This is a genomic window from Armatimonadota bacterium, from assembly GCA_031081675.1.
GTDB lineage: Bacteria > Sysuimicrobiota > Sysuimicrobiia > Sysuimicrobiales > Kaftiobacteriaceae > Calidihabitans > Calidihabitans tengchongensis.
This window is the reverse complement of sequence record JAVHLZ010000014.1, coordinates 38458-59361: the sequence shown is the minus strand read 5'-3', so window position 1 is coordinate 59361 and position 20904 is coordinate 38458. Positions and strand designations below refer to the sequence as shown.

Here is a 20904-nt window from a genome sequence, read left to right as displayed (position 1 = left end):
GGGGATCCTTCGTGTACTACAGCCTGCGGGCCGATGCGCCGGAGTTTGCCCGGGCGGCCATCGCTTGCGTGAAGGCCCGGTGAGAACCTGGTGGCGGCGGCGCGGGCCGGGGAGGTCGGCCGCCGGTTCTGCTCCGCGGGCGCACCGCGGGACCGCGCCGGTGGTGGTCCTTTGTCTGCTGGCCGCGGGGATGCTGGTGCGCCCACCGGCGGCCCTGGCTCTGCCGTGGTCCGTGGAGGTTGTGGACAGGCTCAAGACGCTGGGCATCCTGCCGCTCTGGACAGGGACGAGGCGGCCGGTGGCGGCGGTCGAGCTGCGGGCGGCGCTGCGCGAGGTGGACAGTTCCGCCGTGGCCCTGCTGGCGCCGGCCGACAGGCAGATGCTTGACCGCCTGAGGTGGGAGGCCGGCCCGGAAGAGTGGCTAGTCGCGGGCGTGGGAGTTGCGGGCGGCAACGTCGCCAGGCTCTATGCGCTTCAGCGGGATTATTTCGCACTGGTCTCCACGCCGTACCGTGCGACTCAGGGGATGGTGGGGTGGGCGGTGGACTCGCCCACCGCGGGGATGTGGGTCGGTCCGGAGTCTCCCTTCCTGCTGGGCCGGGAGCGGATGGGCTGGGGACCGGGCGGGGCGGGCGGGTTGCTGTTTGCGGATGCCGCCCCGCCGTTTGACAGGCTCCAGTACTCTGTCGCCTGGCCCACGGTCCGGTACACCAAGGTGGTGGGCTGGCTGGACGGTGGTCGCTCGCTGGTGGCCGGCCGGGCGGACTGGATGGTGCGGCCACACCTGCGCCTGGGGTTCAGCGAGGCGGTCGTCATGGACGGCGCCCCCTACTGGGTGTACGTGGTCCAGCCGGTGCCCTTTTTGATCAACCAGATCCTGGGCCACGTGCTGCGGGCACAACAACAGGGCATCGACGACAACTACCTCGGCACCGTGGACCTGGAGTGGCTGCCCCACCCCGGGCTGCGGCTGTACGGAGAAGTGCTCATTGACGACCTGACGTTGCCGCCCAATCCGTTCCCGTGGCGGTGGGGGGCGACGGTCGGGGTGCAGACGGCCCGCCGGGAAGGAGGCGGCTACCTGATCCAGTACACCGTGGTCCCGAACTGGACGTACTCGGCCAGCCGACCGGCGCTCCACTACCTGCTGCGCGGGTTCCCCCTGGCCCACCCGCTGGGCGCCGATTTTGATGCCCTCCACCTGCGGTGGACGCTATCCTCGACGGCGTCGCCGACCCTGTGGGCGACCTACATCCGCAAAGGTGAGGGCGAGGTAGGGCGGTTCTGGACGGATCTGACGGAGGCGACCACGTACGCGTTCCTCCGGGGGGTGGTGGAGTACTCGCTGGTGGTGGGGGTGGACTGGCGCGTGGGCGGGGGGCCGGGCGGACTGGTGGCCACCATCCGGCCGTGGGTCGTGCGCCGCGAGAACGCGGGACACGTGCCCGGCAGAACCGAGACCGACTGGGGGGTGGAAGTGGCAGCGCAGTGGACGGGGGACTGACGTGGCCGGACTGCCCGCTTGCAGATTGGTCTGGTGAGTGTCCCCGCGCCCGGGGACAGTCCCTGCCGGGATCGGGGACTTGCGTCCCCCCTCACCCCCACCCTCTCCCCACTCCTCAGGTCAGGTGAGGGAATCATGCCAGTCCTCTGGAGCCGACTGTTACCCATATCTCCGGTACACTTGTCACCTATCTCCCCGGTCCGTACACCCCACAGGGGCGAGGGAGCGGTGAGCGCGAAAGGGGAGAGGGAGCGGTTGAGCGCGGCGCGCGACGCCCCGAAACTCCTTTCTCCCCTCTCCCTCCGGGAGAGGGCTGGGTAAAGGCCCATGACACCTCCCCTCTCCCTCTGGGAGAGGGCGAGGGTAAGGGCCGGGTAAGGGCGGGGAAGAGGTCTCGTGCAGACGGAGGCGGATGCGAGGTGGACCCGTCGCGCGGTCCACCGGAAGGGGATTGCGGCGCACCTGGAATGGTTCGGCTGCAGGAGAGATTATCCGGTGCCGGGTGGAAGGACGTCCTCCGTCGTGTCCGCTCGGTGTCTCTTGCGAACCGGCCCACCACCTTCCTGTCCGCTTTCGTCACTCCCTCGTCCCGTTAGGGAGAGGAGTTCCCAGGGTTAGCGGACAGGCTCGCCCCGGGGCTTTTCCGGCGCCGGCGTGGGGCGGGCGCGGCCTCTGGTCCCGGCAGCCTCCGGGGCCTTGGGAGCCGCCGCCCGGGGTGCGGCCTTCCGCATCCGCCGCCGGCGGCGCGGCCGGCCCGGCCGCCTGCGGTCCACGCTGAACAGCAGTTCGGTCTTCTTGCCTGTGTCCAGGAAGTGAATCTGCCTGCGCAGCAGCCGGCCGGCGGCACCCAGCCGGCGCTTGACGGCGCGGGCGCTCTCCCGCGGCGCGATCACTACCCGCGCCCAGTCTCCGGGCCGCAGTTTCTGCAGGAATTCCACGTAGTCGGCCAGCTCCGGGCGCCCACCTGGTGCCTGCAGCCGCCTGACCTCCGCAGCGGAGAGCTTTTCAAATCTCGGCATTACGTCTGCCTCCTTTCCCGTGTGGCGAGGTGTTTCGCCGGTGCAATCTCTTCCTGTAACCCTAACCTCATTATAGGTAACCAGAACCGGGTTTGTATTCTCCGGGCATTGATCGCACGATCGCGCGATTGCGACCTGCATTTTCTTTGCTTTCGCTGGTGAAATTCCTCTTCCGGCTCGATCTTTCGCGCCTGCCTGCCGCAGTACACTCTGAGCCGACAGTCACAGTGGCTTGTTTCTTTGACATCGCGCGAGGAGCCAACTACGATAGTTTGAGGAGCGACCTGGTTATGGCGCGCGTGTCGCGACTCGACAGGCTGGAGGCGGCCCTCACCCGGTTGGCGGAAGCGCAGGCCCGGGCGGACGAACGGTTTGCGGGCCTGGAGCAGTCGCTGCAACAGCTGGCCGACGCGCAGCGGCGGACCGAGCAGCGGTTGGAGACGCTGGCGGCGCGGGTGGACCAGCTGGCCGACGCGCAGCGGCGAACCGAAGAGCGGTTGGAGGCGTTGGCGGTGCGGGTGGACCAGCTGGCCGACGCGCAGCGGCGAACCGAGCAGCGGCTGGAGGCGCTGGCGGCGCGGGTGGACCAGCTGGCGGTCCGGGTGGACCAGCTGGCCGACGCGCAGCGGCGGACCGAGGAGCGGTTGGAGGCGCTGGCGGCGCGGGTGGACCAGCTGGCCGACGCGCAGCGGCGGACCGAGGAGACGGTCCGCACACTGGGGGAGCGCGTGGACGATCTGGCCCGGCAGGTCGGCCGGCTGGCGGAGACGATCGGGTTCACTCTGGAAGACCTGGCCCGCGAGGTGACGCCGGCCTATCTCGCCCAGCACTACGGGATCACCGTCGCGAGCCTGGACCGGCGGTTCTTCTCCGTGGACGGGCAGGAGGTAGAAGTCGACCTGTACGGAGAAGGCCGGCGGGACGGCGAGGTCGTGGTGGTGGTGGGGGAGGTCCGCAGCCGGATCTACGGGCGGGACGTGGAGCTGGCGGCACGGCAGGCGCAGCGCCTGGCGGCCCAGCTGCCGGGCCCCCCGGTGACCGTGCTGTTCGGTTTTGTCATTCACCCCTCGGCGCGGGAGGCCGCTGCCCAGTACGGGGCGGTGCTGATCTCCTCTTCGGGCCGTCCCTGAGCCGCCCAACCGCCCGCCCGGGCCGGTTGGCTGTGCGGCCAGTCCGGCATCCCTTCCAGACCAGGCCGGCCCGATGCTCGTTTTCCGCCCCAGGGCAGGTCGGCGGTCGCAGGTGCCGTCGTTTGACGGATACCGTATAGCTGAGGTCATCATTCGAAAGGGATTTTGGTCGGTCGAGTCGTACTCCTTATGACACCTGCGTCCCCCCGATTGGGAGCCTGGGCCAGATTGGCGGGGCTGAGAACGCACCGGCCCCGCTCGTCAACCGGAGTGGCGGGCGATGGGGATCCGGCTTCTCATCGTGGACAGCCAGCCCCTCATCCGCTCAGGGGTGGCTGAACTGCTGCGCCGGGCGCCGGACATTTCCGTGATCGGGCAGGCCGCCTCCGCGCGCGAAGCCGTCAGGCTTGCCTGCGCGGAGCGGCCGGATGTGGTGGTCATCGAACCGTTTACTCCCGACGACGACGGCGTGGAGGCCATCCGGACGATTCACGCCAGGTGTCCGGGCGCGAACGTGCTCGTCCTTACCCAGCGGGAGGACCCCGAGGAGGCGGTGCGGGCGCTGGAGGCGGGAGCGGTGGGGTATGTGCTCAAGGACATTGAGCCCGAGCACCTGCTCAGCGCCGTCCGCCGGGTGGCCAGCGGCCAGGCGATGCTCAATCCCCGGATCGCCCGCCACCTGGTGGCGCGGCTGGGATCGGGCAACGGAGCCGGTCCGCCGTCCCCGCGGGCGATTGGGCTGACGGAGCGAGAAGTGGAAATTCTGCGTTTGGTGGCCTCCGGACTCAGCGACCGGGAAATAGGCAAGAGGCTGTTCCTGTCCGAGGCCACCGTCAAGACGCACTTGAAGGCGACCTACCGCAAGCTGCGCGTCCGCAACCGCGCCCAGGCGGCCGCCCTGGCGGCTCTGGCGGGTCTCCTGTCCCCGCCTTCCGTGCCCCCGGCCTCGTCGGCGGAGGCCGACGAGGGGCGCCGTCGCTGACCACGCGGGCGGGAGCGGCGGTCACTGTCGGTGTTCTGACCATGGACCGGCTGAATTCCGTGGCGCGGGCACAGCCCCCGCAGGGGAACAGGGGGCAGACCCTCCATGTCCGGCCATTTCGTCCCGTTCACATCGCGTTTACCGTTCCGCTTCGCCGGGCAAAACGAGCAAAAAGGGGTCAGACCCCATTCGGTGCGTTCGGGCCCGCGGGGTGGTGCCTCGTGGCCGTGGTAGGCCTCGCTGTCGCCGCGAGCGCGGCGGGCGCCGGCGGCACGGACCCCGCTCCCACCTTCGCGGAGGTCGTCCGTCGCCTGGAAGCAGTCAACCCGACGCTGCGGACGCTGATCGTGGAGCAGGACGCGGACGTGCGGGTGCTGGGGATCTTCCGCTTCATCCTGCGCACGACGGTCTACGCCGCCCGCCCCGCCGTCTACCGGGTAGTCGTCCACGAGGCGCCGGCGGCGTTGCGGTCGCTGGGCAACACCTTCCAGCTGGTGTCCTCCCCGCAGCAGGTGCTGGCCGACTACCGTGCCTCCGGCGTCCGCTGGGCGGACCAGCAGACCTTGGAGGTGGAACTGGAGGCCCTGCGGCCGGCGGTGAACCCGCCGTCGGTGACGGCCCTGATCGACGCCCGCCGCTGGCTGGTCCTGGAGGCGACCCTGCGCTACGCGTGGGGCCCTCTGCAGGTGCGCTACCACTATGCGGAGATCGAAGGCTACCTGCTGCCCGACGCCGCCCGGGCGTCCATCCCCACGCTGTTTCCGGTGACCGCCTCTCTCAGCTACCGCAACTACCGCCTCAACGTCCCGCTGCCGCCGGACATCGTATCGGGGCCCCCGTCCACCGCCCCGTAACTCCTCCCGCCCGCACGTCCCCGCCCATCCCGCGGCTCTCGAGTTTCCCTGGCCGGTCCTCCGCACCCGGAACGCTGGGCCGGGCGTCGGAAAGGCCTGCGGGTGCGGTTCCCGAAATTCATCCGTCGTGGCCATGCGGGTCATGATCCCTTACGACGTCCCGGGCACGTTTCACCGGGCTCAGCTGCACTGCCACACCACCGAGTCCGACGGACGGTTCACGCCGCGCGACCTGCTGCGGATGTACCGGGACGCGGGGTACAGTTTCGTGGCCCTCACCGACCACAACCGGGTGACCCGCTGCGACGACCTGAACGGATCGGACTTTCTGGCCATCCCGGGCACGGAGGACACCGTGTCGCGGCTGCTGCGCCCCCTGGGGCCGCACATGGGCCGGCTGTTCGTGGACGTCCCCCTGCGCGAGGGGACGGCCCAGCAGCGCGTCGACCGGACCGTCGCCTCAGGCGGCATCGTGTCCCTGTGCCACCCCTCCTGGACCGGGAACCTGTGGACGGGGACGTGGTCTCCTCAGGCGGTCGTCACGCTGCGGGGATACCACCTGCTGGAGATCTGGAACCCCCACTCAAACCCGACCGAAGACCTCCGCCGGTGGGACATGGCGCTCACCGCCCGCGGGCCTCAGGCGCCCGTCTGGGGGGTGGCGGTAGACGACTGTCACCACGCCGGGCAGTTCGACCGGGGCTGGATCATGGTGAAGGTGCCGGCGGTGACCGCGGAGGCCCTGCGCGCGGCCCTGCTGGGCGGGGCGTTTTACGCGTCCACAGGGCTGTCGGGGGAAGTGACGGTGTCGGACGGGCGCATCGACGTCCGGGTGGACGAGCCCGCCCGGATCCGGTTTGTCGGCCGGGGAGGCCGGCTCCTGGCGGAGGCGCGGGGAACGGCCGCCGGCTACCGTCCCGACGGGACGGAAGGCTACGTGAGGGTGGAGGCCACCTCCGGCGGACGGGCCCTGTGGTCGCAACCGTTGTGGGTTGCGCCGGAGTGAGGATGTCTATGGCGGCCCGACGACCGGGCACCACCGGGAAGAGGATTTGCTCTCAGTGTGGGGAAACCACGGGGCAGGAACGGTGTGGGAAGGAGCATCCGCCCGATGATCGGACCTGAGGTGTACATTCTCCTGGGGCTGATCCTGCTGGTCTGGTTCATGCGTCAGGCCGCGGGTGAATAGACCCGACGGTCGCGCGTCGTCCTCCCACCGGCCCGTGCGCCTCTCGGTGAGGCCGCCTCTCACCGGTCCTCCGGATGTCTGAAGCCCCGCGCTCGTCCGTCTGGCCCGGGTGGTGGCTTGCGGCAGCCGTGGCTGTCCTGGCGGCGGGCCTGAATCTCCCCCTCACAGACGGCGATACGGCGCTGTACGCCACGGTCGCCCGGGACGCGCTGGCCCGCGGAGAGTGGGTCGCCTACACCTTCCGGGACGGGCGCGTCTTCGACAAGCCGCCGCTGACCCTCTGGCTGCTGCAGGTTTCCATCGCCGCGTTCGGGACGGCGGAGTGGGCGGTGCGGTTGTGGCATCTGGCGCTGGCGCTGGCGACCGCCGGCGCGACCTACCGGCTGGCGCGCCTGGTCCTTCCGGTGCGGGAGTCGCTGCTGGCCGCGGTGGTCCTGCTGACCTCGGCGCAGTTCTTCTACCAGGCCCTGGTCCCCCAGCAGGACGTGCCGCTGACGCTGTTCGTGGCCCTGGCGGTGTACGGCTACCTGCGCTGGGAGGCGGACGGGCGCGTGGTCTGGGCCGTCGTGGCGGGGGTGGCGGCCGGGCTGGCCGTCCTGTCCAAGGGGCTGGTGGGGGTGGTGCTGCCGGCTCTGGTCGCGGGGACGCGGCTGGTCGTGGACCGTCCGCGGCCTCCCGCCCGGTGGCCGGTGGCGCTGGCCGTCGCGGCCGCCGCGTGCCTGGCGGTGGCCGCCCCGTGGTTTGTGGCGGCCGGACTGCGCCAGGGCCGGGAGTTTGTGGAGACGTTCTTCGGGGGCGGGACTCTGGGCGTGGGCCGCTTCTTCCGTCCGGCCCTGTCCGCGCCGGGGTGGGTGCCGGCTGCGGCCGGGCTGTTCGCCTACGCGGTCTTCCTGCCGCTGGGCCTGCTGCCCTGGACGGGGTGGCTGTGGCCGGCGCTGCGGGAGGGCCTCCGCGCGCGCGATCGCGTGCTGCGGGTGTGCTTTCTGTGGGTTGTGGCGGTGCTGGTCTTTCTGTCGGTGTCGCCGGGAGACAAGGTCATCCGGTTCCTGCTGCCGGTCTTTCCGCCGGCGTCCGTGCTGCTCGCCTCCGTCGTGTCCGACCCTCGCAGGATCCGGGGGGCGTCGGCGGTCTCGCTGGCGGCAGGGGGCCTGCTGACGGCGGCCCTGGTGACGCTGGCGGCGGCCCCGCTGCCGGCCGAAGTGACGCCGTTCCGGCCGGTGGCAGCCGCCCTGCTGCTGCCGCTGGCCGGGGGGCTGGCGGTGTCCTCGCTCCTCCTGCGGACGAGAGCCGGCCGCTCCGCAGTCCCCGCGCTGGCCGCGGCGGCGCTTGCCGGCTACAGCCTTCTCCTGGTGGCGACGGCCCGCCAGTGGGACCGGATGTCCCCGTGGAGGCCGGTGGCCAGGATGGTGGAAGTGGCGGCCGCCGAGGACACCCACGTCCTCGTCGAAGGCGAGCCGACACCGTTCGCCTGGTTCTACATCCGGCGGCCGGTGCGCTTTGTCTCCCGCGACGGGCTGGCGGCCGAGTGGACGAGCGGGCGGGTCGTGGCCGTCATGCCCGTGGACATGGTGGCCGCCCTGCCCGGTCCTCCGGTGGTGGTGGGCGGCGCCCCGGGCGGGCTGGTGGTGGTCAAGAACTACTAGGGGACGACGCCGCGGGCCGGGGCAGCAGGGCCAGCACCTCCGCCGCGATCTGACTGACGGCTCCGGGGGGCCCCATCCGCTGCCGTCCTGCCTCGCCTCTGCGGGCCCGCTCGGCGGGATTTCCCAGCAGGCGCAGGACGGCCTCCGCGGCTTCGTCCCAGGAGCCCACCGCCACCACCGCATCTCCCAGGATGCGCTGCTGCAGCCGCAGGAACGGGCGCGTGAACTGGGGGCCGGGACCCGGGAACGCCACCACGGGTTTGCCCAGTCCCGCCGCCTGCTCGTTGGCGGTTCCGGCCAGCCCGACCACCACATCAGCGACGCGCACGGCCGCGCCGAAGGCGCCCGTCAGGCGCACGGCCGCCTCCGAAGAGCGCAGCACGTCTCCGTCCGCCTGCCACCCGGCCCGCACGGCTGTCGCGTGCACGCGGTCCAGGTCCAGAGACGGCGCCAGCGCGCACACGAGGTTGACCCGCTCCGTCCGGCCCACCCGGCCCGCCAGGGCCAGCAGCAGCTCCAGGTTGCCGTAGGCCTCCTGGCGGCTTCCCGGCAGCAGGAGTACCGTCGGCAGGCGCGGGTCCAGGCGGGGGTCCGTGCCGTCGGGGCCGATGGTGTCCATCAGGGGGTTGCCCACATGGCGCGCCGGGACGCCCCGGGCCGCCAGGGCCGAAGCGGTGAGGGCATCCCGGGCGAACACGACCGCGGGCAGCCGGCGCATCAGCCGCAGCTCCAGCCACTGGTGAGGCTCGCCGTGCTCGGATTTGGCCGTGGCGATGTAGACCACCGGCCGGCCGGCGTGGGCGGCCATCCACAGGCAGTAGAAGTCCCCAATCGCCACCACCGCGTCGAACCGGCCGCGGCACGCCCGCAGGGTGCGCCGCTGCTGCCACCACAGGCGCAGGACGCCGGCGCGCAGGTCGGCCAGCAGGCCCGGCAGGTGGTTGCGGAATCCGAACCCCCCCGAGGGCAGCGCGCGCCGGGGGTCCAGGAGCGGGATGTCGCGGTAGGCCGTGCCCAGGCCGACCAGGGGAAAGGCCGCCACATCTGCCGCCGGGCGCAAGGCCTGCGCCAGGACCATCCCCACGGCGTCCTCCCCGTGGCCGTTGCTGACCACCAGGACCGACGGCCGGCCCGCCAGCGGGGCCGGATCCCCGGAGACCGGGGCAGGCTGGCGATGTTGTGAGAATGCCGCCTGCACGGCGACCAGCATCCAGAACCCTGCCGCCACGTTGACGGTCATGATTGTCCCGTCGAACTGCTCCCTCACCAGCAGGCCCACAAACGCCGCCAGCACCGCGGCGGCGAGGATCCGCTCCTCCCGCGTGGCCGCCGCGCGGCGCCACCGGTAGCCGGCTGCCAGGGCGCCAGCGATCACGGCGACCAACGCCGCCAGCCCCACCAGTCCCCCTTCGGCCGCCGCGTTGAGGATGATATTGTGGGCGAACGCGCGGGGTATTGCATCGACCACGACGTAGTCCGGGTGCACCATCCAGAAAGTGTTCATCCCCGTCCCCACCAGCGGGTGGTCACGAAAGATGGCGAGGGCCGCCCGGGCCAGGGCGAGGCGGTCCTCGTTGGCGGCCGGATTGAAGATGGTGGCTGCCCGCTGCACAATCCCCGGTCCAGCCGAGGGGAACAGCACCACCCAGACGGCGGCGGCGGCTGCCAGCGACACCAGTGCCGGTGCCACCCACCGTCCCCGCACCATCACGAGCAGTGCGACCACTCCCGCCGCGGCGCCCACCCAGGACCCCCGGGAGTACGTGAGGGCGAGGGCGAGGACAGAGGTCGCTCCGGTCGCGGCGGCCAGCAGGCGGACCGCCCCCGCAGACGTCATCGCCAGGCCCAGGCTGAGGACGCACGCGATCATCAGCGTCGTCCCCAGCGGGTTTACCGACAGGGCCGGCAGCTCGGCCCGGCCGGTCAGCGGGGTACTGGCAAGGGTCCACACCGCCGCCCCCAGGCCGCCGGCGACCCACGCCCGGACCAGCGCCACCCCCAGCGAGGGCCTACCGCGCAGGTTCCGGTAGAAGGGGGCAAATCCCGCCCACAGCACCAGGGCCGACAGCACGGCGGACCCCGTGGCGGTGCCGCGGTAGGGGGACGCCACCCCCGCCAGCAGAAACGCGGCGACAAATGCCGCCAGGGGCAGGTCCAGCGGGCTCCGCTCCCAGGGGATCCGCCGCGTCGCCAGGCTTTCCGCAACGCCGAACACCAGCAGGAGGAACAGGCCCGCGGCCGCGTAGCCGGAGCTGAAGACCAGGGCGGTGCCCAGGATCAGCAGGCGTGTGAGGCGCGTCCACCAGGTCTCCTGGTTCACTCTTTGAGGGCTCCTTCCAGGGTGTACAGGTAGTGGCGGTTCAGCACGCCGCGCAGCGCCAGGTCCGCCAGACCTCCCAGGCGGTGCCGTCTTAAGGCCGACGTCACGGCCCGGATGTTTTCGCGGGTCGTCAAGCCTCCTGCGGTCTGGAGCCAGTACAGCAGGCGGTGCAGCCGCGTGGCCTGGATGAGGATGCGGGTCTGAAAGGTGGGGTGCTTGCGGTAGAAGTGCACCGCGCTGCGGGCTCGGTCCTCTTCCTTCGCCAGGAGGGCATCCACATCGACGGGTCGGGCGGCCGGCGCCAGGTGGAACGCGACGGCCTGACGGCAGAACACCCGCCGCAGCCCCAGCCGCTGCAGCCGGAGCCCCAGCTCAAAGTCCTCCCACCCGTAGCCGGGGAAGTCCTCGTCAAACAGGCCCGCCCGCAGCAGAGCCGCTTTCTCCACGGCGGCGTTGGCGGTGGTCAGAAACGCCGGCGAGGGAGGGACCCACCGCAGCCGGGAGCGCCGGGCGGTGGCCGCGTCGGGCACGTCGACCACCGGCCCGCGGGAGACGACCCCCGGGCCGCGGCGGCGGTGGACGTCCAGGTGACGGTCGAGGAAATCGGGGCGGACCACGATGTCGCTGTCGATCAGGACCACCAGCGGCGCCGCCGCCTCCCGGATGCCGGCGTTGCGGGCGGCGCTGCGGCCGCGGTTGGACGGCAGCCGCACGGCGCGCACCCGGGGGCTGAACTCCCGCAGCACGGCCGCCGTGTGGTCGGTGGACCCGTCGTCCACCACGATGACCTCGTAGCGGTCTGTGGGCAGCGTCTGGTCTACTAGCGACCGCAGGCACTCCCGCAGCAGCTCGGCCTGGTTGTAGGTGGGGACGACGACGGTCAGGTCAGGCATCGGGGGACGAGCGCGGGGAAACGTCCACCAGCTGCAGGCCGGCCAGCCGGGCGTAGACTCCGCCCCGGCGCAGCAGGTCTTCGTGGCGGCCTTCCTCCACGATGCGCCCGGCCTCCAGGACGACGATCCGGTCGGCCTTGCGCACCGTGGACAGCCGGTGGGCGATGATGAACGTGGTGCGGCCCTGCATCAGGCGGTCCAGGGCTTCCTGGATCAGGCGCTCGGACTCGGCATCCAGGGCCGAGGTGGCCTCGTCCAGGATGATGATGCGCGGGTCGGCCAGCACCGCGCGGGCGATGGCCAGGCGCTGGCGCTGCCCGCCCGAGAGCTCGACCCCGCCTTCGCCGACCATCGTGTCGTAGCCCCGGGGCAGGGCCAGGATGAAATCGTGGGCGTTGGCCACCTTGGCGGCCGCCACCACCTCCTCCTCGGACGCGTCGGGGCGGGCATAGGCGATGTTGTCGCGCACGGTGCCGACGAACAGCACCGTCTCCTGGGGGACCAGCCCCACCTGCCGGCGCAGCGACCGCAAGGTGACCGTCCGCAGGTCCCGACCGTCGATCTCCACCACGCCCCGGGTGGGGTCATAGAAGCGGGGGATCAGGTTGACCAGGGTGGACTTGCCGGCGCCGCTGGACCCCACGATCGCCACCCGCTCCCCGGCCCGCACGTCCAGCGACACGCCCCGCAGGACCATGTGGGAGCCGTCGTAGCTGAACCACACGTCCTGCATCCGCACGTCGCCCCGCACCGGCGGCAGGTCCTTGGCCTTTGGCGCGTCGGCCACACCCTCGGGTACCCGCAGCACCTCCATCACCCGGTCCAGCGCTCCCAGCCCCTGGCGCATCCCGGCGTACAGCCGGGACAGGGCGATGGCCGGCTCCACGGCGATCCCCGCATAGGCCAGGAACGACACCAGCGTCCCCGCCGTGATGGCGCCGGCGGTCACCATCCGCCCGCCCAGCCACAGGACGCCCACCAGGCCCAGAGCGGTGAAGAAGCTGACCACCGGCACCTGCACGGCCGTCAACTGGCTGACCCGCAGGTTCTCGCGGAAGGTGCGCTCGTTCTCCTGGACGAACCGCCCGACCTCCCGCTCCTCCTGGACGAAGGCGCGGATGACCCGCGCGCCGCCGAACGCCTGGCGCAGCAGCGACGCCAGCCCGGCGACCCGCTCCTGGGCCCGCACCGAGACCCGCTGGATCTCCTGACCGAACGCGCGCGCGCTGCCCAGCAACAGCGGGACCACCACCAGCGTGTACAGGGCCAGCCGCCACTGAAGGATGAACAGCATCGCCGCAATGCCCACCAGCGTGAGAGCCGTGCCGATGAAGTCCAGCAGACCCACCAGCAGGGCATTCTGCACCACCTGAGTGTCCTGCAGGCTGCGGGCAATGAGGTCCCCGCTGGTCCATCCCGTGAACCGGTCCAGGGACCAGCGCTGGACCTTCTGGAAGATCATCCGCCGCAGGTCGGCGATCACCCGGTGGCCCAGGTACAGGCCGAAGTACAGCTGGCCGTACAGGAACAGGCTGCGCAGGGCGAACGCCCCCAGCATGACCAGGGCGGCCTCGTCCAGCACCGCCAGGCTGCGCGTCCGGACGATGGCGTCGATGGTCAGCCCCGCATAGCGCGGCACGAACAGCTGGGCCGCCGTGAGCAGGACCACGCACAGCACGCCCGCGCCCAGGTGGGGCCAGTAGGGGGCGATAAGGCGCGCCAGGCGTCTCATGGCCGCCTCTCCGATCCCGCCGCCAGGGACAGGGCGCAGGCAGCGACCCGGTCGGCCGCCCCGGCCTCCGCCGGGTACAGCCGCCGCAGGTCAGCGGTGATGGCCGCCCGGCGGTCCCGGTCGGCCAGGAGGTCGGCCACCCGGCGCGCCAGGTCGGCCGGGCTGAACCGGCCGACCCACTCGGGTACGACCGCGCGGACGGCCCGGATGTTGGGCAGGGCCACCAGCCGCGGCCGGCGGAAATACCACGCCGCCGCGGCGCGCTTCAATGGCCTGCCGACCCCGGGCAGCCGGCTGGCCCACTCCAGCAGACCTTCGGCCGGCGCGCGGTCAATGAGGTCGAGCGGAACGATGACGGCAAACGGCACGCCGAGCAGGGCGAGCTCCATGGTGTTGGTGCCCGGGATGGTCAGGACCAGATCGCTGTGCCTCAGGCTCTGCCAGGGCTCGCCGGCGACCCACCGCACCGGCAGGTGAGGCCAGCCCTCGCGCACCCGCCGCTGCAGGGATGCGACCAGGGCCGGGGAGAGGAACGGGGAGGCGACCACCTGGAACGTCACCCCGGGGCGCAGGCCGGCCAGAGCATCCGCGGCCCGCAGGAAGAAGGGGACCAGCTCCCGGGCAAACCGGTCCCGGCTGCCCGGCAGGATGGAAACCACTTCGCTTTCCCGCTCGTGACCGAAATCGCCGGCGCGGCCCGCTTCCGCGTGCGCCGCATCGGCCATCTGCGTCGTCCACCCGTCTCGGAGAGTATCGTCCCCCCCACCCTTCGCCTTCTGACTCCCCTCTCCCCTCCGGTCCTGACTCCCCTCTCCCCTCCGGGGAGAGGGCGAGGGTGGGGGGGTATGCAGGACCCCAGTCAGGGCGTCCGCCCGGGGATCCCCCGTCACCACCACCTTGCCCGCGGGGACCCCCAGGCCCACCAGGCGGCGGGCCAGGTCCTCGGAGGTGGCGCAGATGGTCTCAAACGCCGCATGCCGACGGGCCACCAGCGGCGTCTCCACCAGCGCGCAGGCGGGAACACGCAGCCGGCGGGCCAGCCGCGCGGAGAACCACAGGTCCCCGCCCAGGTGGACCACGGTGGCCTGCGGCACGATGTCCAGCGGCTTCAGCCCCAGGGCCACCCGCACCGCCTCCGCCGGTTCCAGGATCCGGTCAAACAGCCCCCAGCTCCGCGCCACCGCCGGCTCGCGCCCGCCCGCAAACTGGGTGGGCGACAGGACCAGTGTCACCCGCAGCCCCGGCGGGCCCGCGCGACGGGCGGCGTCCGCCACCGGACGGATCCACCCCGCCAGTTCGCCGGGGCCGTTGCCGGCGAGGATGAGGTCGACGATGTCGGGCAGCGCCGATCCGTGCGGCATGCTTCACGATTATAGTGTCCCCCCCGGCACGGCGAAAGAACCGGAGGAGGGAGGGGAGGAGGGGAACCGAACCTGTCGCGATGTGGGCAGACGAACGCCTTTCGCGGTGTGCGTGGTCCTGACGGGCGCTCTGCTGATTTCCCCAGGCACCGTTGCACGGGCCTCCGAAGGAGGACACGGGGCCTGCGGGCGTGCCGCCGCGCGCCTGGAGGGTGGCCGCGTGGCGTCGCCGGCGGTGTCCCCGGACGAGCTGACCGTCGAGGCGGATCGGATCGTCTACGACGATGCCGCCCGGACGGTGGAGGCCGTGGGACGGGTTACCCTCGCCTACCGCGGGATTGGTGTGCGGGCCGATGTGGTCCGCGTGGACCTGGACGCCGGACGCGTGGAGGCCCGCGGGCACGTCATCATCCTGGACTCCCAGGGACGGGAGATGCGGGGAGATGTCCTCGTCTATGACGCCCGGCACGAGGCCGCCGAGCTGGCGCCGGCCGAGACGATCGTCAGCGGCGTGTACGTGCGCGCCGCGCAGGTGCGGGCCACCCGCGAGCGCATCGAGGCCACCGACGCGACCCTCACCACCTGCCATCCCGCCGCGCCTCCCTACCGCGTCACCGCCCAGCGCCTGGAGGTCATTCCCGACGACCGCGTGACGGCGTACGGGGCCACCTTGTGGGCGGGCCGCCACTGGCTCCTCGGCCTGCCGGTGCTGGTGGTGTCCCTGCGCAGCCCCCAGGAGACCGCGGGGAGCTTTCCGAGCGTCGGATACAACAACGTCGACGGGCTGTGGGCGGCCTACAGGTACGCCTTTCCCACGGGCACGCCGCGCGCTGATGTGTCCGCCGCCCTGGGGACCCTGGCCCAGCGGGTCGAAGGCGGCCTGAGCCTCTCCCCGCAGCCGCTGGCGGGATCATTCCTGTGGTCGGCCGCCGTCCGCTACGGGTGGCACCGGGAGCAGGGGACAGGCGTCGAGACGACCAGGTTGCGCTATGAGGCGGGCGTGCACCTTCCCCCTGTGGCGTTGGGCCCGACGACCGAGGCGAGGGCAGCCTGGACCTGGCGGCAGGCCACCTACGCCACCGGCGACCGCCTGGAGACGGCGGTGGCGGACGTGGCGGTCACCCACCGCCTGGGACCGCAGGCGCTGCTGTCTTTGACCCACACCCAACTGCGCCCGGCGGGAACGACGCCGCTGGCCGTGGATGTCGTCAATCCCGCGGACATCGTCGACCGCGTGACACTGGCCTATGAGACATCCGGCCTGCGGGACGGCACCGTGGCCACCAGGTTTTCCGCCTCGGCCTCCTATGACTTTCTCACGGAGACCCCGTCGGTCGGCGTGTCCTACGGTGAGCGGATCCCGGGCGCCTACCACTGGACGGTGGGTCCGGCCTACAATCTCACCACCCGCGCGACCACCCTGCGGGCCGACGTCGGATGGGCCCTGGGGACCGACGCCTACGTCACCGTTCGGGGGACATACAATACGACCACGGCGCTGTTCGAGGACCTGGATTATATCCTCACGGCGCAGGTCGAGGGCTGTTTTGAGCTCTCGGTCGAGTACCGCCAGGTCCGCCAGGAGCTGTGGGTCTCCCTGGGCCTGGCGGCGTTTCCCCAGGCTCAGATGCAGTTTCAGTTCCGGGGTCCCTGACGATCTCGAGTCGTGGAGTTGATTGAGTAGATTGAGCCGATTGCGCAGATTGCGTAGATTGAATGTGGTGACCATCTCCCCGACGATCTTCCGCGAATACGACATCCGCGGTGTGGCCGGGCGCGACATCACCCCCGAGGTCGCCGAGGCCATTGCCCGGGCGTATGCGTCCTACCTGCGCACAGAGGGGGCACAGGAGCGCGAGACTCCGGTCCTGGTGGGCAGGGACAACCGCGAGAGCTCTCCGTGGATCCGCGACGCCGTGGTGCGCGGCCTGGTGGGAAGCGGATGCCGCGTGGTGGACATCGGCACGGTGATCACCCCGGTCTTCTACTTCGCCCGGGTGCACTACGGCATCGACGGCGGGGTGATGGTCACCGCCAGCCACAACCCGCCCGAGTTCAACGGCTTCAAGCTGGCCCACGGATTCGGCACCCTGTACGGCGAGCAGATCCAGCAGATCCGCCGGCTGACGGAGGCGGGGGAGTTTGTCGGGGGGGTCGGGTCCGTGGAGGCCCGCGACGTGATCCCCGCGTACCGGGCGATGCTCCGGGAAAAGGTCCGCCTGGGTCCGCGGCGGCTGCGGGTGGTGGTGGACTGCGGTAACGGCACCGCCAGCCTGGTGGCCCCCGACGCTCTGGAGGACCTGGGGGTGGAGGTCGTCCGCCTGTACTGCGAGTCCGACCCGCGCTTTCCCCACCACCACCCCGACCCGGTGCAGCCGGAGAACCTGCGCGACCTGATCGCCGCCGTGCGCCGCGAGGGCGCCGACGTGGGCTTCGGCTTTGACGGCGACGGGGACCGGCTGGGGGTGGTGGACGACCGGGGCGAGATCGTCTGGGGCGACATCCTGATGATCCTGTTCTGGCGGGAGATCCTGCCCCGCCACCCCGGGACGGTGGGGATCGTGGAGGTCAAGTGCTCCCAGGCGCTGTACGACGAGATCCAGCGCCTGGGCGGCCGGCCCATGTTCTACCGCACCGGCCACTCCCTCATCAAGGCCAAGATGCGCGAGGTGGGCGCCGTCTTCACCGGCGAGATGTCGGGCCACATGTTCTTCGCCGACGAGTACTACGGCTACGACGACGCCGTCTACGCGGCGGCCCGGCTGCTGCGGATCCTCTCCCACACCGACCGGCCCCTGTCGGCGCTGCTGGCCGACGTGCCCCGCTACCCGGCCACCCCCGAGGTCCGCGTGGACTGCCCCGACGAGGTGAAGTTCGAAGTCGTCCGCTCCCTCACCGAGCAGTTCAAGCGGGAGGGCTACCCGGTGATTGACGTGGACGGGGCCCGGGTGCTGTGTGCGGACGGGTGGGGCCTGGTGCGGGCCAGCAACACCCAGCCGGTCCTGGTCCTGCGGGCGGAGGCCCGGACGCCGGAGGGCCTGGAGAGGATCAAGCGCACCCTGGAGCAGGCGCTGTCCCGTTTCGCCGACGTCGGTCCCGTGCGCTGGTGACGGCCGGTCCGTCCGCCGGACGACGCGTGGGCGCCCCGGGCACTCCCGCGATCCGGTCCCGCCGCCTCACCCGGCACGCTGCTCAGGCGGCGGCCGCGGTGCCGCACCGGGCGGGGACCTGACGACGCGGGGATGGACCTGGGTAGGCAGACAGGCCTGGAGGGCGGCCCGGGAGAATTTCTCACACCCGTGAAGGCCATCATCCCCGCCGCCGGGATGGGGACGCGGCTGCGGCCCCACACCTTCACCCAGCCCAAGGCCCTGCTGCCGGTGGCCGGGCGGCCGATCCTGGCCCACATCGTGGACGAGCTGTCCGCCTGCGGCGTCGACGAGGTCATCCTGGTGCTGGGCTACCTGGGCGAGCGGGTGATCGACTTCGCCCGCAGGCGCTATCCGCACCTGACCGTGCGCGCCGTCTGGCAGGAGCAGCCCCTGGGCAACGGCCACGCCGTCTACGTGGCCCGGGAGTACCTGGACGGCACGCCGGCGGTCATCATCTTCGGCGACACCATCGTCAAGGGCGACCTGGCCGCCCTGGTGCGCGGCCCGCACTCCCTGGCCGGGGTGAAGGAGGTGGCCGACCCCCGGCGGCTGGGGGTGGTGGAAGTGGACCGGGAGGGCTTGATCCGGCGCATCGTGGAAAAGCCGGAGGTGCCGCCCAGCCGCCTGGCGGTGATCGGCGTCTACTACATCACCGACACCCTGGCCCTGCGCGAGGCGCTGGAGCGGCTGGTGGCCGAAGACCGCCGCCAGCGGGGGGAGTTCTGGCTGGCCGACGGGCTGCAGCTGATGCTGGACCGGGGGGTGCCGATGCGGCCGTTTGCGGTCGAGCGTTGGTACGACTGCGGGACCGTGGAGGCGTGGCTGCAGGCCAACCGGGACCTGCTGGCGCTGGACCCCCCGCCGGTCCCGGAGGGGCTGGGCGGGACGGTGATCCCCCCCTCCTACGTCAGTTCCTCGGCGACCCTCGAGGGGTCGGTGGTGGGCCCCCATGCGTGCGTGGGGGATGAGGTCCGGGTGGTGCACTCCACGGTCCGGGACTCGATCCTCCTGCCGCGGGCGGTCGTGGAAGACGCCCACCTGACCGCCTCGGTGGTGGGCGAGGGCGCGGCGGTGCGCGGGGTGCGGGGACGGGTCAACATCGGCGATGCCTCGCGCGTGGAGGGCGCGTCTGGAGAGGCAGGCGGCGCGGGCAGAGACCCGATGCCGCCATGAGGCACCGGCTGCCTGCTCTACCCGCCGCCCTCGCGATCCTGCTGGGTGGACTGCTCGCCCTCTCCGGGCCTGCCGGCGCCTCCTCCAGGGCACAGACGTACGTAGTTCGCCCGGGCGACACCCTGTGGGCCATCGGCGCCCGCCTGGGGGTGCCAGCCAACACCCTGGCGCGGGCCAACGGAATCTCGGATCCGGAACGACTGGTCCCCGGGCAGGTCCTGCGGGTGCCGGCGGGGCCGGCCTCGCGGCGGCCTCCTTCCTCCGGCACCCGGCCGGCCGCTGCATCACGGGGTCCGGCGCTGGTGGTCGCCGTCCACCGGGTGCGGTGGGGCGACACCCTGCTGGCCATCGCCCGCCGCTACCGCGTCCCCGTCGAGTGGATCGTCCGGGCCAACGGGCTGTGGTCGGACAGGATCCACCCCGGCCAGCGCCTGGCGATTCCCACCCGGCGGGGAGTGGAGGTGCTGGCGCGCCGCCACGGACCTCCCCCGCGCCCGATCCCGGTGCCCCCGGCCGCGTTCGCGCGCTCGGCGGCGGCCGGAACGGCGGCGTGGGATCTGGTCCAGCGGGCACGCCGGTACCTGGGCGTCCCCTACCGCTGGGGCGGCGAGTCGCCTGCGGGGATGGACTGCTCGGGGCTGGTGCACCGGGTCTTCGCCCCGTACCTGTCGGGGGTGGGGCGGCTGACCTCCTACGACTACTTCCGCCTCGGCCGGCCGGTCCGGCCGGAGGCGATCCTGCCGGGCGACGTGGTGTTTTTCACCACCGACGAGCCGGGGCCGTCCCACGTGGGGATCTTCATCGGCGCCGGCCTGTTCATCCACGCCTCCTCGGCCGCGGGCGAGGTCACCGTCACCTCCCTGGACGACCCGCTGTACCGGGAGCGCTTCCTCGGGGTGCGGCGCCTGGTCGACCTGTCGGCGCGCAATTGACGGGGCGGGGGGTGGCCGGTACAATGGTCCCCGCCGTGTCACGCAGCGCTGCACCTGTGAAAACCTTCCAGCCTGCTCCGGGCTCTGTCGTCCGCCGGTGGCACGTCGTCGACGCCGAGGGGATGGTCCTGGGCCGCCTGGCGAGCCGGGTGGCGACACTCCTGCGGGGCAAGCACAAGCCCGAGTTCAGCCCGCACATGGACGTGGGCGACGGGGTGATCGTCATCAACGCGGCCAAGGTGCGGCTGACCGGCCGCAAGGCCCAGCAGGAGAAGGTGTACTGGCACACCGGCTATCCGGGCGGGCTCAAGCAGGCCACCCTGGGCCAGCTGCTGCGAACCGACCCGGAGCGGGTCATCACCGAGGCGGTCTGGGGGATGCTGCCCAAGACCTCCCTGGGGCGCAAGATGCTGCGCCGGTTGAAGGTCTACCGGGGCAGCGAGCACCCTCACCGGGCGCAGAAGCCCGAAATGGCGGACCTGCGGGACCGGCGATCAGCGGTCAGAGATCAGGGATCGGACGGGACGGAGACGTGAGCGCGATGGCTGTGGAAGCGGTGGCGACCGCCACGGGGCGGCGCAAGGAAGCGGTGGCGCGGGTGCGCCTGCTGCCCGGCAGCGGGAAGATCGTGGTCAACGACCAGCCGGCCGAATCCTACTTCCCGCGGCCCACGCTGCAGAGCCTCGTCCGCCAGCCTCTGCAGCTGGCCAAGGCCGAGGGGCGGTTTGACGTGGTGGCCACGGTCGACGGCGGAGGGATTTCCGGACAGGCCGGGGCGCTGCGGCACGGCATCGCCCGGGCTCTGGCCAGCCTGGACGCATCCCTGCGCTCGCTGCTGCACAAGGCGGGCCTGCTGACCCGCGATCCCCGGATGAAGGAGCGCAAGAAGTACGGGCACAAGCGGGCGCGCAAGGCGTTCCAGTACTCCAAGCGCTGACTCTGGGCAGGGTCACGAAGTCCCTCACCCTGGCCCGCTCGCCAGGGAGAGGGTAGGTGAGCACACAGCGGGTACCAGCGGGA

General features: G+C 71.9%; 17 protein-coding genes. 12 read left to right on the top strand and 5 right to left on the bottom strand.

The annotated features are described in order from the left end of the window. Positions 1–160 precede the first annotated feature (160 nt). Complete coding sequence (locus tag RB150_06990) at positions 161–1504, top strand: capsule assembly Wzi family protein (GenBank protein MDQ7820279.1); 1344 nt, start codon at positions 161–163, stop codon at positions 1502–1504. 614 nt (positions 1505–2118) lie between these two features. On the opposite strand, the gene RB150_06985 is transcribed toward RB150_06990, so the two are convergent. Then, positions 2119–2523: a hypothetical protein gene (locus tag RB150_06985; GenBank protein ID MDQ7820278.1), complete on the bottom strand. Its 405-nt coding sequence runs from the start codon at positions 2521–2523 to the stop codon at positions 2119–2121. Positions 2524–2813: 290 nt separating this feature from the next. Here RB150_06985 and RB150_06980 point away from each other — a divergent pair, with 290 nt between their 5' ends. The 5 genes from RB150_06980 (at position 2814) to RB150_06960 (ending at position 8321) form a co-directional block, all read left to right on the top strand. After that, complete coding sequence (locus tag RB150_06980; GenBank protein ID MDQ7820277.1) at positions 2814–3653, top strand: hypothetical protein; 840 nt, start codon at positions 2814–2816, stop codon at positions 3651–3653. Positions 3654–3933: 280 nt separating this feature from the next. Beyond that, the gene (locus RB150_06975) at positions 3934–4635 is read left to right on the top strand and encodes a response regulator transcription factor (protein ID MDQ7820276.1); all 702 of its coding nucleotides are present in this window, start codon (positions 3934–3936) and stop codon (positions 4633–4635) included. Positions 4636–4856: 221 nt separating this feature from the next. Beyond that, complete coding sequence (locus tag RB150_06970; GenBank protein MDQ7820275.1) at positions 4857–5489, top strand: hypothetical protein; 633 nt, start codon at positions 4857–4859, stop codon at positions 5487–5489. 127 nt (positions 5490–5616) lie between these two features. Continuing rightward, positions 5617–6495, top strand: a complete 879-nt coding sequence (locus RB150_06965) for a hypothetical protein (GenBank protein ID MDQ7820274.1) — start codon at positions 5617–5619, stop codon at positions 6493–6495. A 311-nt stretch (positions 6496–6806) separates the two neighbouring features. Further along, positions 6807–8321, top strand: coding sequence for a glycosyltransferase family 39 protein (locus RB150_06960; GenBank protein MDQ7820273.1), 1515 nt, complete (start codon positions 6807–6809; stop codon positions 8319–8321). On the opposite strand, the gene RB150_06955 is transcribed toward RB150_06960, so the two are convergent. The 4 genes from RB150_06955 to RB150_06940 are packed head-to-tail and all read right to left on the bottom strand — an operon-like array spanning position 8308 to position 14627. After that, positions 8308–10641 (bottom strand): lipid-A-disaccharide synthase-related protein, encoded by a 2334-nt coding sequence (locus RB150_06955; GenBank protein MDQ7820272.1) that lies wholly within the window; start codon positions 10639–10641, stop codon positions 8308–8310. The two genes, RB150_06960 and RB150_06955, sit on opposite strands and share 14 nt — an antisense overlap. Beyond that, a complete protein-coding gene (locus tag RB150_06950) occupies positions 10638–11534 on the bottom strand; it encodes a glycosyltransferase family A protein (protein ID MDQ7820271.1) in 897 nt (298 codons plus the stop codon). The genes RB150_06955 and RB150_06950 overlap by 4 nt, the downstream gene beginning before the upstream one ends. Next, complete coding sequence (locus RB150_06945) at positions 11527–13266, bottom strand: ABC transporter ATP-binding protein (GenBank protein MDQ7820270.1); 1740 nt, start codon at positions 13264–13266, stop codon at positions 11527–11529. The genes RB150_06950 and RB150_06945 overlap by 8 nt, the downstream gene beginning before the upstream one ends. Next, positions 13263–14627, bottom strand: coding sequence for a hypothetical protein (locus RB150_06940; GenBank protein ID MDQ7820269.1), 1365 nt, complete (start codon positions 14625–14627; stop codon positions 13263–13265). Before RB150_06940 ends, RB150_06945 begins: the two co-directional genes overlap by 4 nt. Positions 14628–14847: 220 nt before the next feature. Here RB150_06940 and RB150_06935 point away from each other — a divergent pair, with 220 nt between their 5' ends. From RB150_06935 to rpsI, 6 genes are all read left to right on the top strand, one after another. Next, complete coding sequence (locus tag RB150_06935; protein MDQ7820268.1) at positions 14848–16281, top strand: hypothetical protein; 1434 nt, start codon at positions 14848–14850, stop codon at positions 16279–16281. A 67-nt stretch (positions 16282–16348) separates the two neighbouring features. Further along, positions 16349–17737 carry a phosphomannomutase/phosphoglucomutase gene (locus tag RB150_06930; protein ID MDQ7820267.1) on the top strand — a complete coding sequence of 463 codons (1389 nt, stop codon included), beginning with the start codon at positions 16349–16351 and terminating at the stop codon, positions 17735–17737. A 189-nt stretch (positions 17738–17926) separates the two neighbouring features. After that, positions 17927–18952 (top strand): sugar phosphate nucleotidyltransferase, encoded by a 1026-nt coding sequence (locus RB150_06925; GenBank protein ID MDQ7820266.1) that lies wholly within the window; start codon positions 17927–17929, stop codon positions 18950–18952. Continuing rightward, complete coding sequence (locus tag RB150_06920; protein ID MDQ7820265.1) at positions 18949–19884, top strand: LysM peptidoglycan-binding domain-containing protein; 936 nt, start codon at positions 18949–18951, stop codon at positions 19882–19884. Before RB150_06925 ends, RB150_06920 begins: the two co-directional genes overlap by 4 nt. 56 nt (positions 19885–19940) lie before the next feature. Then, positions 19941–20420, top strand: a complete 480-nt coding sequence (rplM, locus tag RB150_06915) for a 50S ribosomal protein L13 (protein MDQ7820264.1) — start codon at positions 19941–19943, stop codon at positions 20418–20420. Positions 20421–20425: 5 nt separating this feature from the next. Beyond that, positions 20426–20821, top strand: a complete 396-nt coding sequence (rpsI, locus tag RB150_06910; protein MDQ7820263.1) for a 30S ribosomal protein S9 — start codon at positions 20426–20428, stop codon at positions 20819–20821. The last annotated feature ends 83 nt before the right edge of the window (positions 20822–20904 follow it).

What these genes read in the sequence shown, in the direction of transcription:
- RB150_06985 (MDQ7820278.1), bottom strand. Translation starts at nt 2,523, where the DNA reads ATGCCGAGATTTGAAAAGCTCTCCGCTGCGGAGGTCAGGCGGCTGCAG.
- RB150_06980 (MDQ7820277.1), top strand. Translation starts at nt 2,814, where the DNA reads ATGGCGCGCGTGTCGCGACTCGACAGGCTGGAGGCGGCCCTCACCCGG.
- RB150_06975 (MDQ7820276.1), top strand. Translation starts at nt 3,934, where the DNA reads ATGGGGATCCGGCTTCTCATCGTGGACAGCCAGCCCCTCATCCGCTCA.
- RB150_06950 (MDQ7820271.1), bottom strand. Translation starts at nt 11,534, where the DNA reads ATGCCTGACCTGACCGTCGTCGTCCCCACCTACAACCAGGCCGAGCTG.
- RB150_06945 (MDQ7820270.1), bottom strand. Translation starts at nt 13,266, where the DNA reads ATGAGACGCCTGGCGCGCCTTATCGCCCCCTACTGGCCCCACCTGGGC.
- RB150_06940 (MDQ7820269.1), bottom strand. Translation starts at nt 14,627, where the DNA reads ATGCCGCACGGATCGGCGCTGCCCGACATCGTCGACCTCATCCTCGCC.
- RB150_06920 (MDQ7820265.1), top strand. Translation starts at nt 18,949, where the DNA reads ATGAGGCACCGGCTGCCTGCTCTACCCGCCGCCCTCGCGATCCTGCTG.
- rpsI (MDQ7820263.1), top strand. Translation starts at nt 20,426, where the DNA reads ATGGCTGTGGAAGCGGTGGCGACCGCCACGGGGCGGCGCAAGGAAGCG.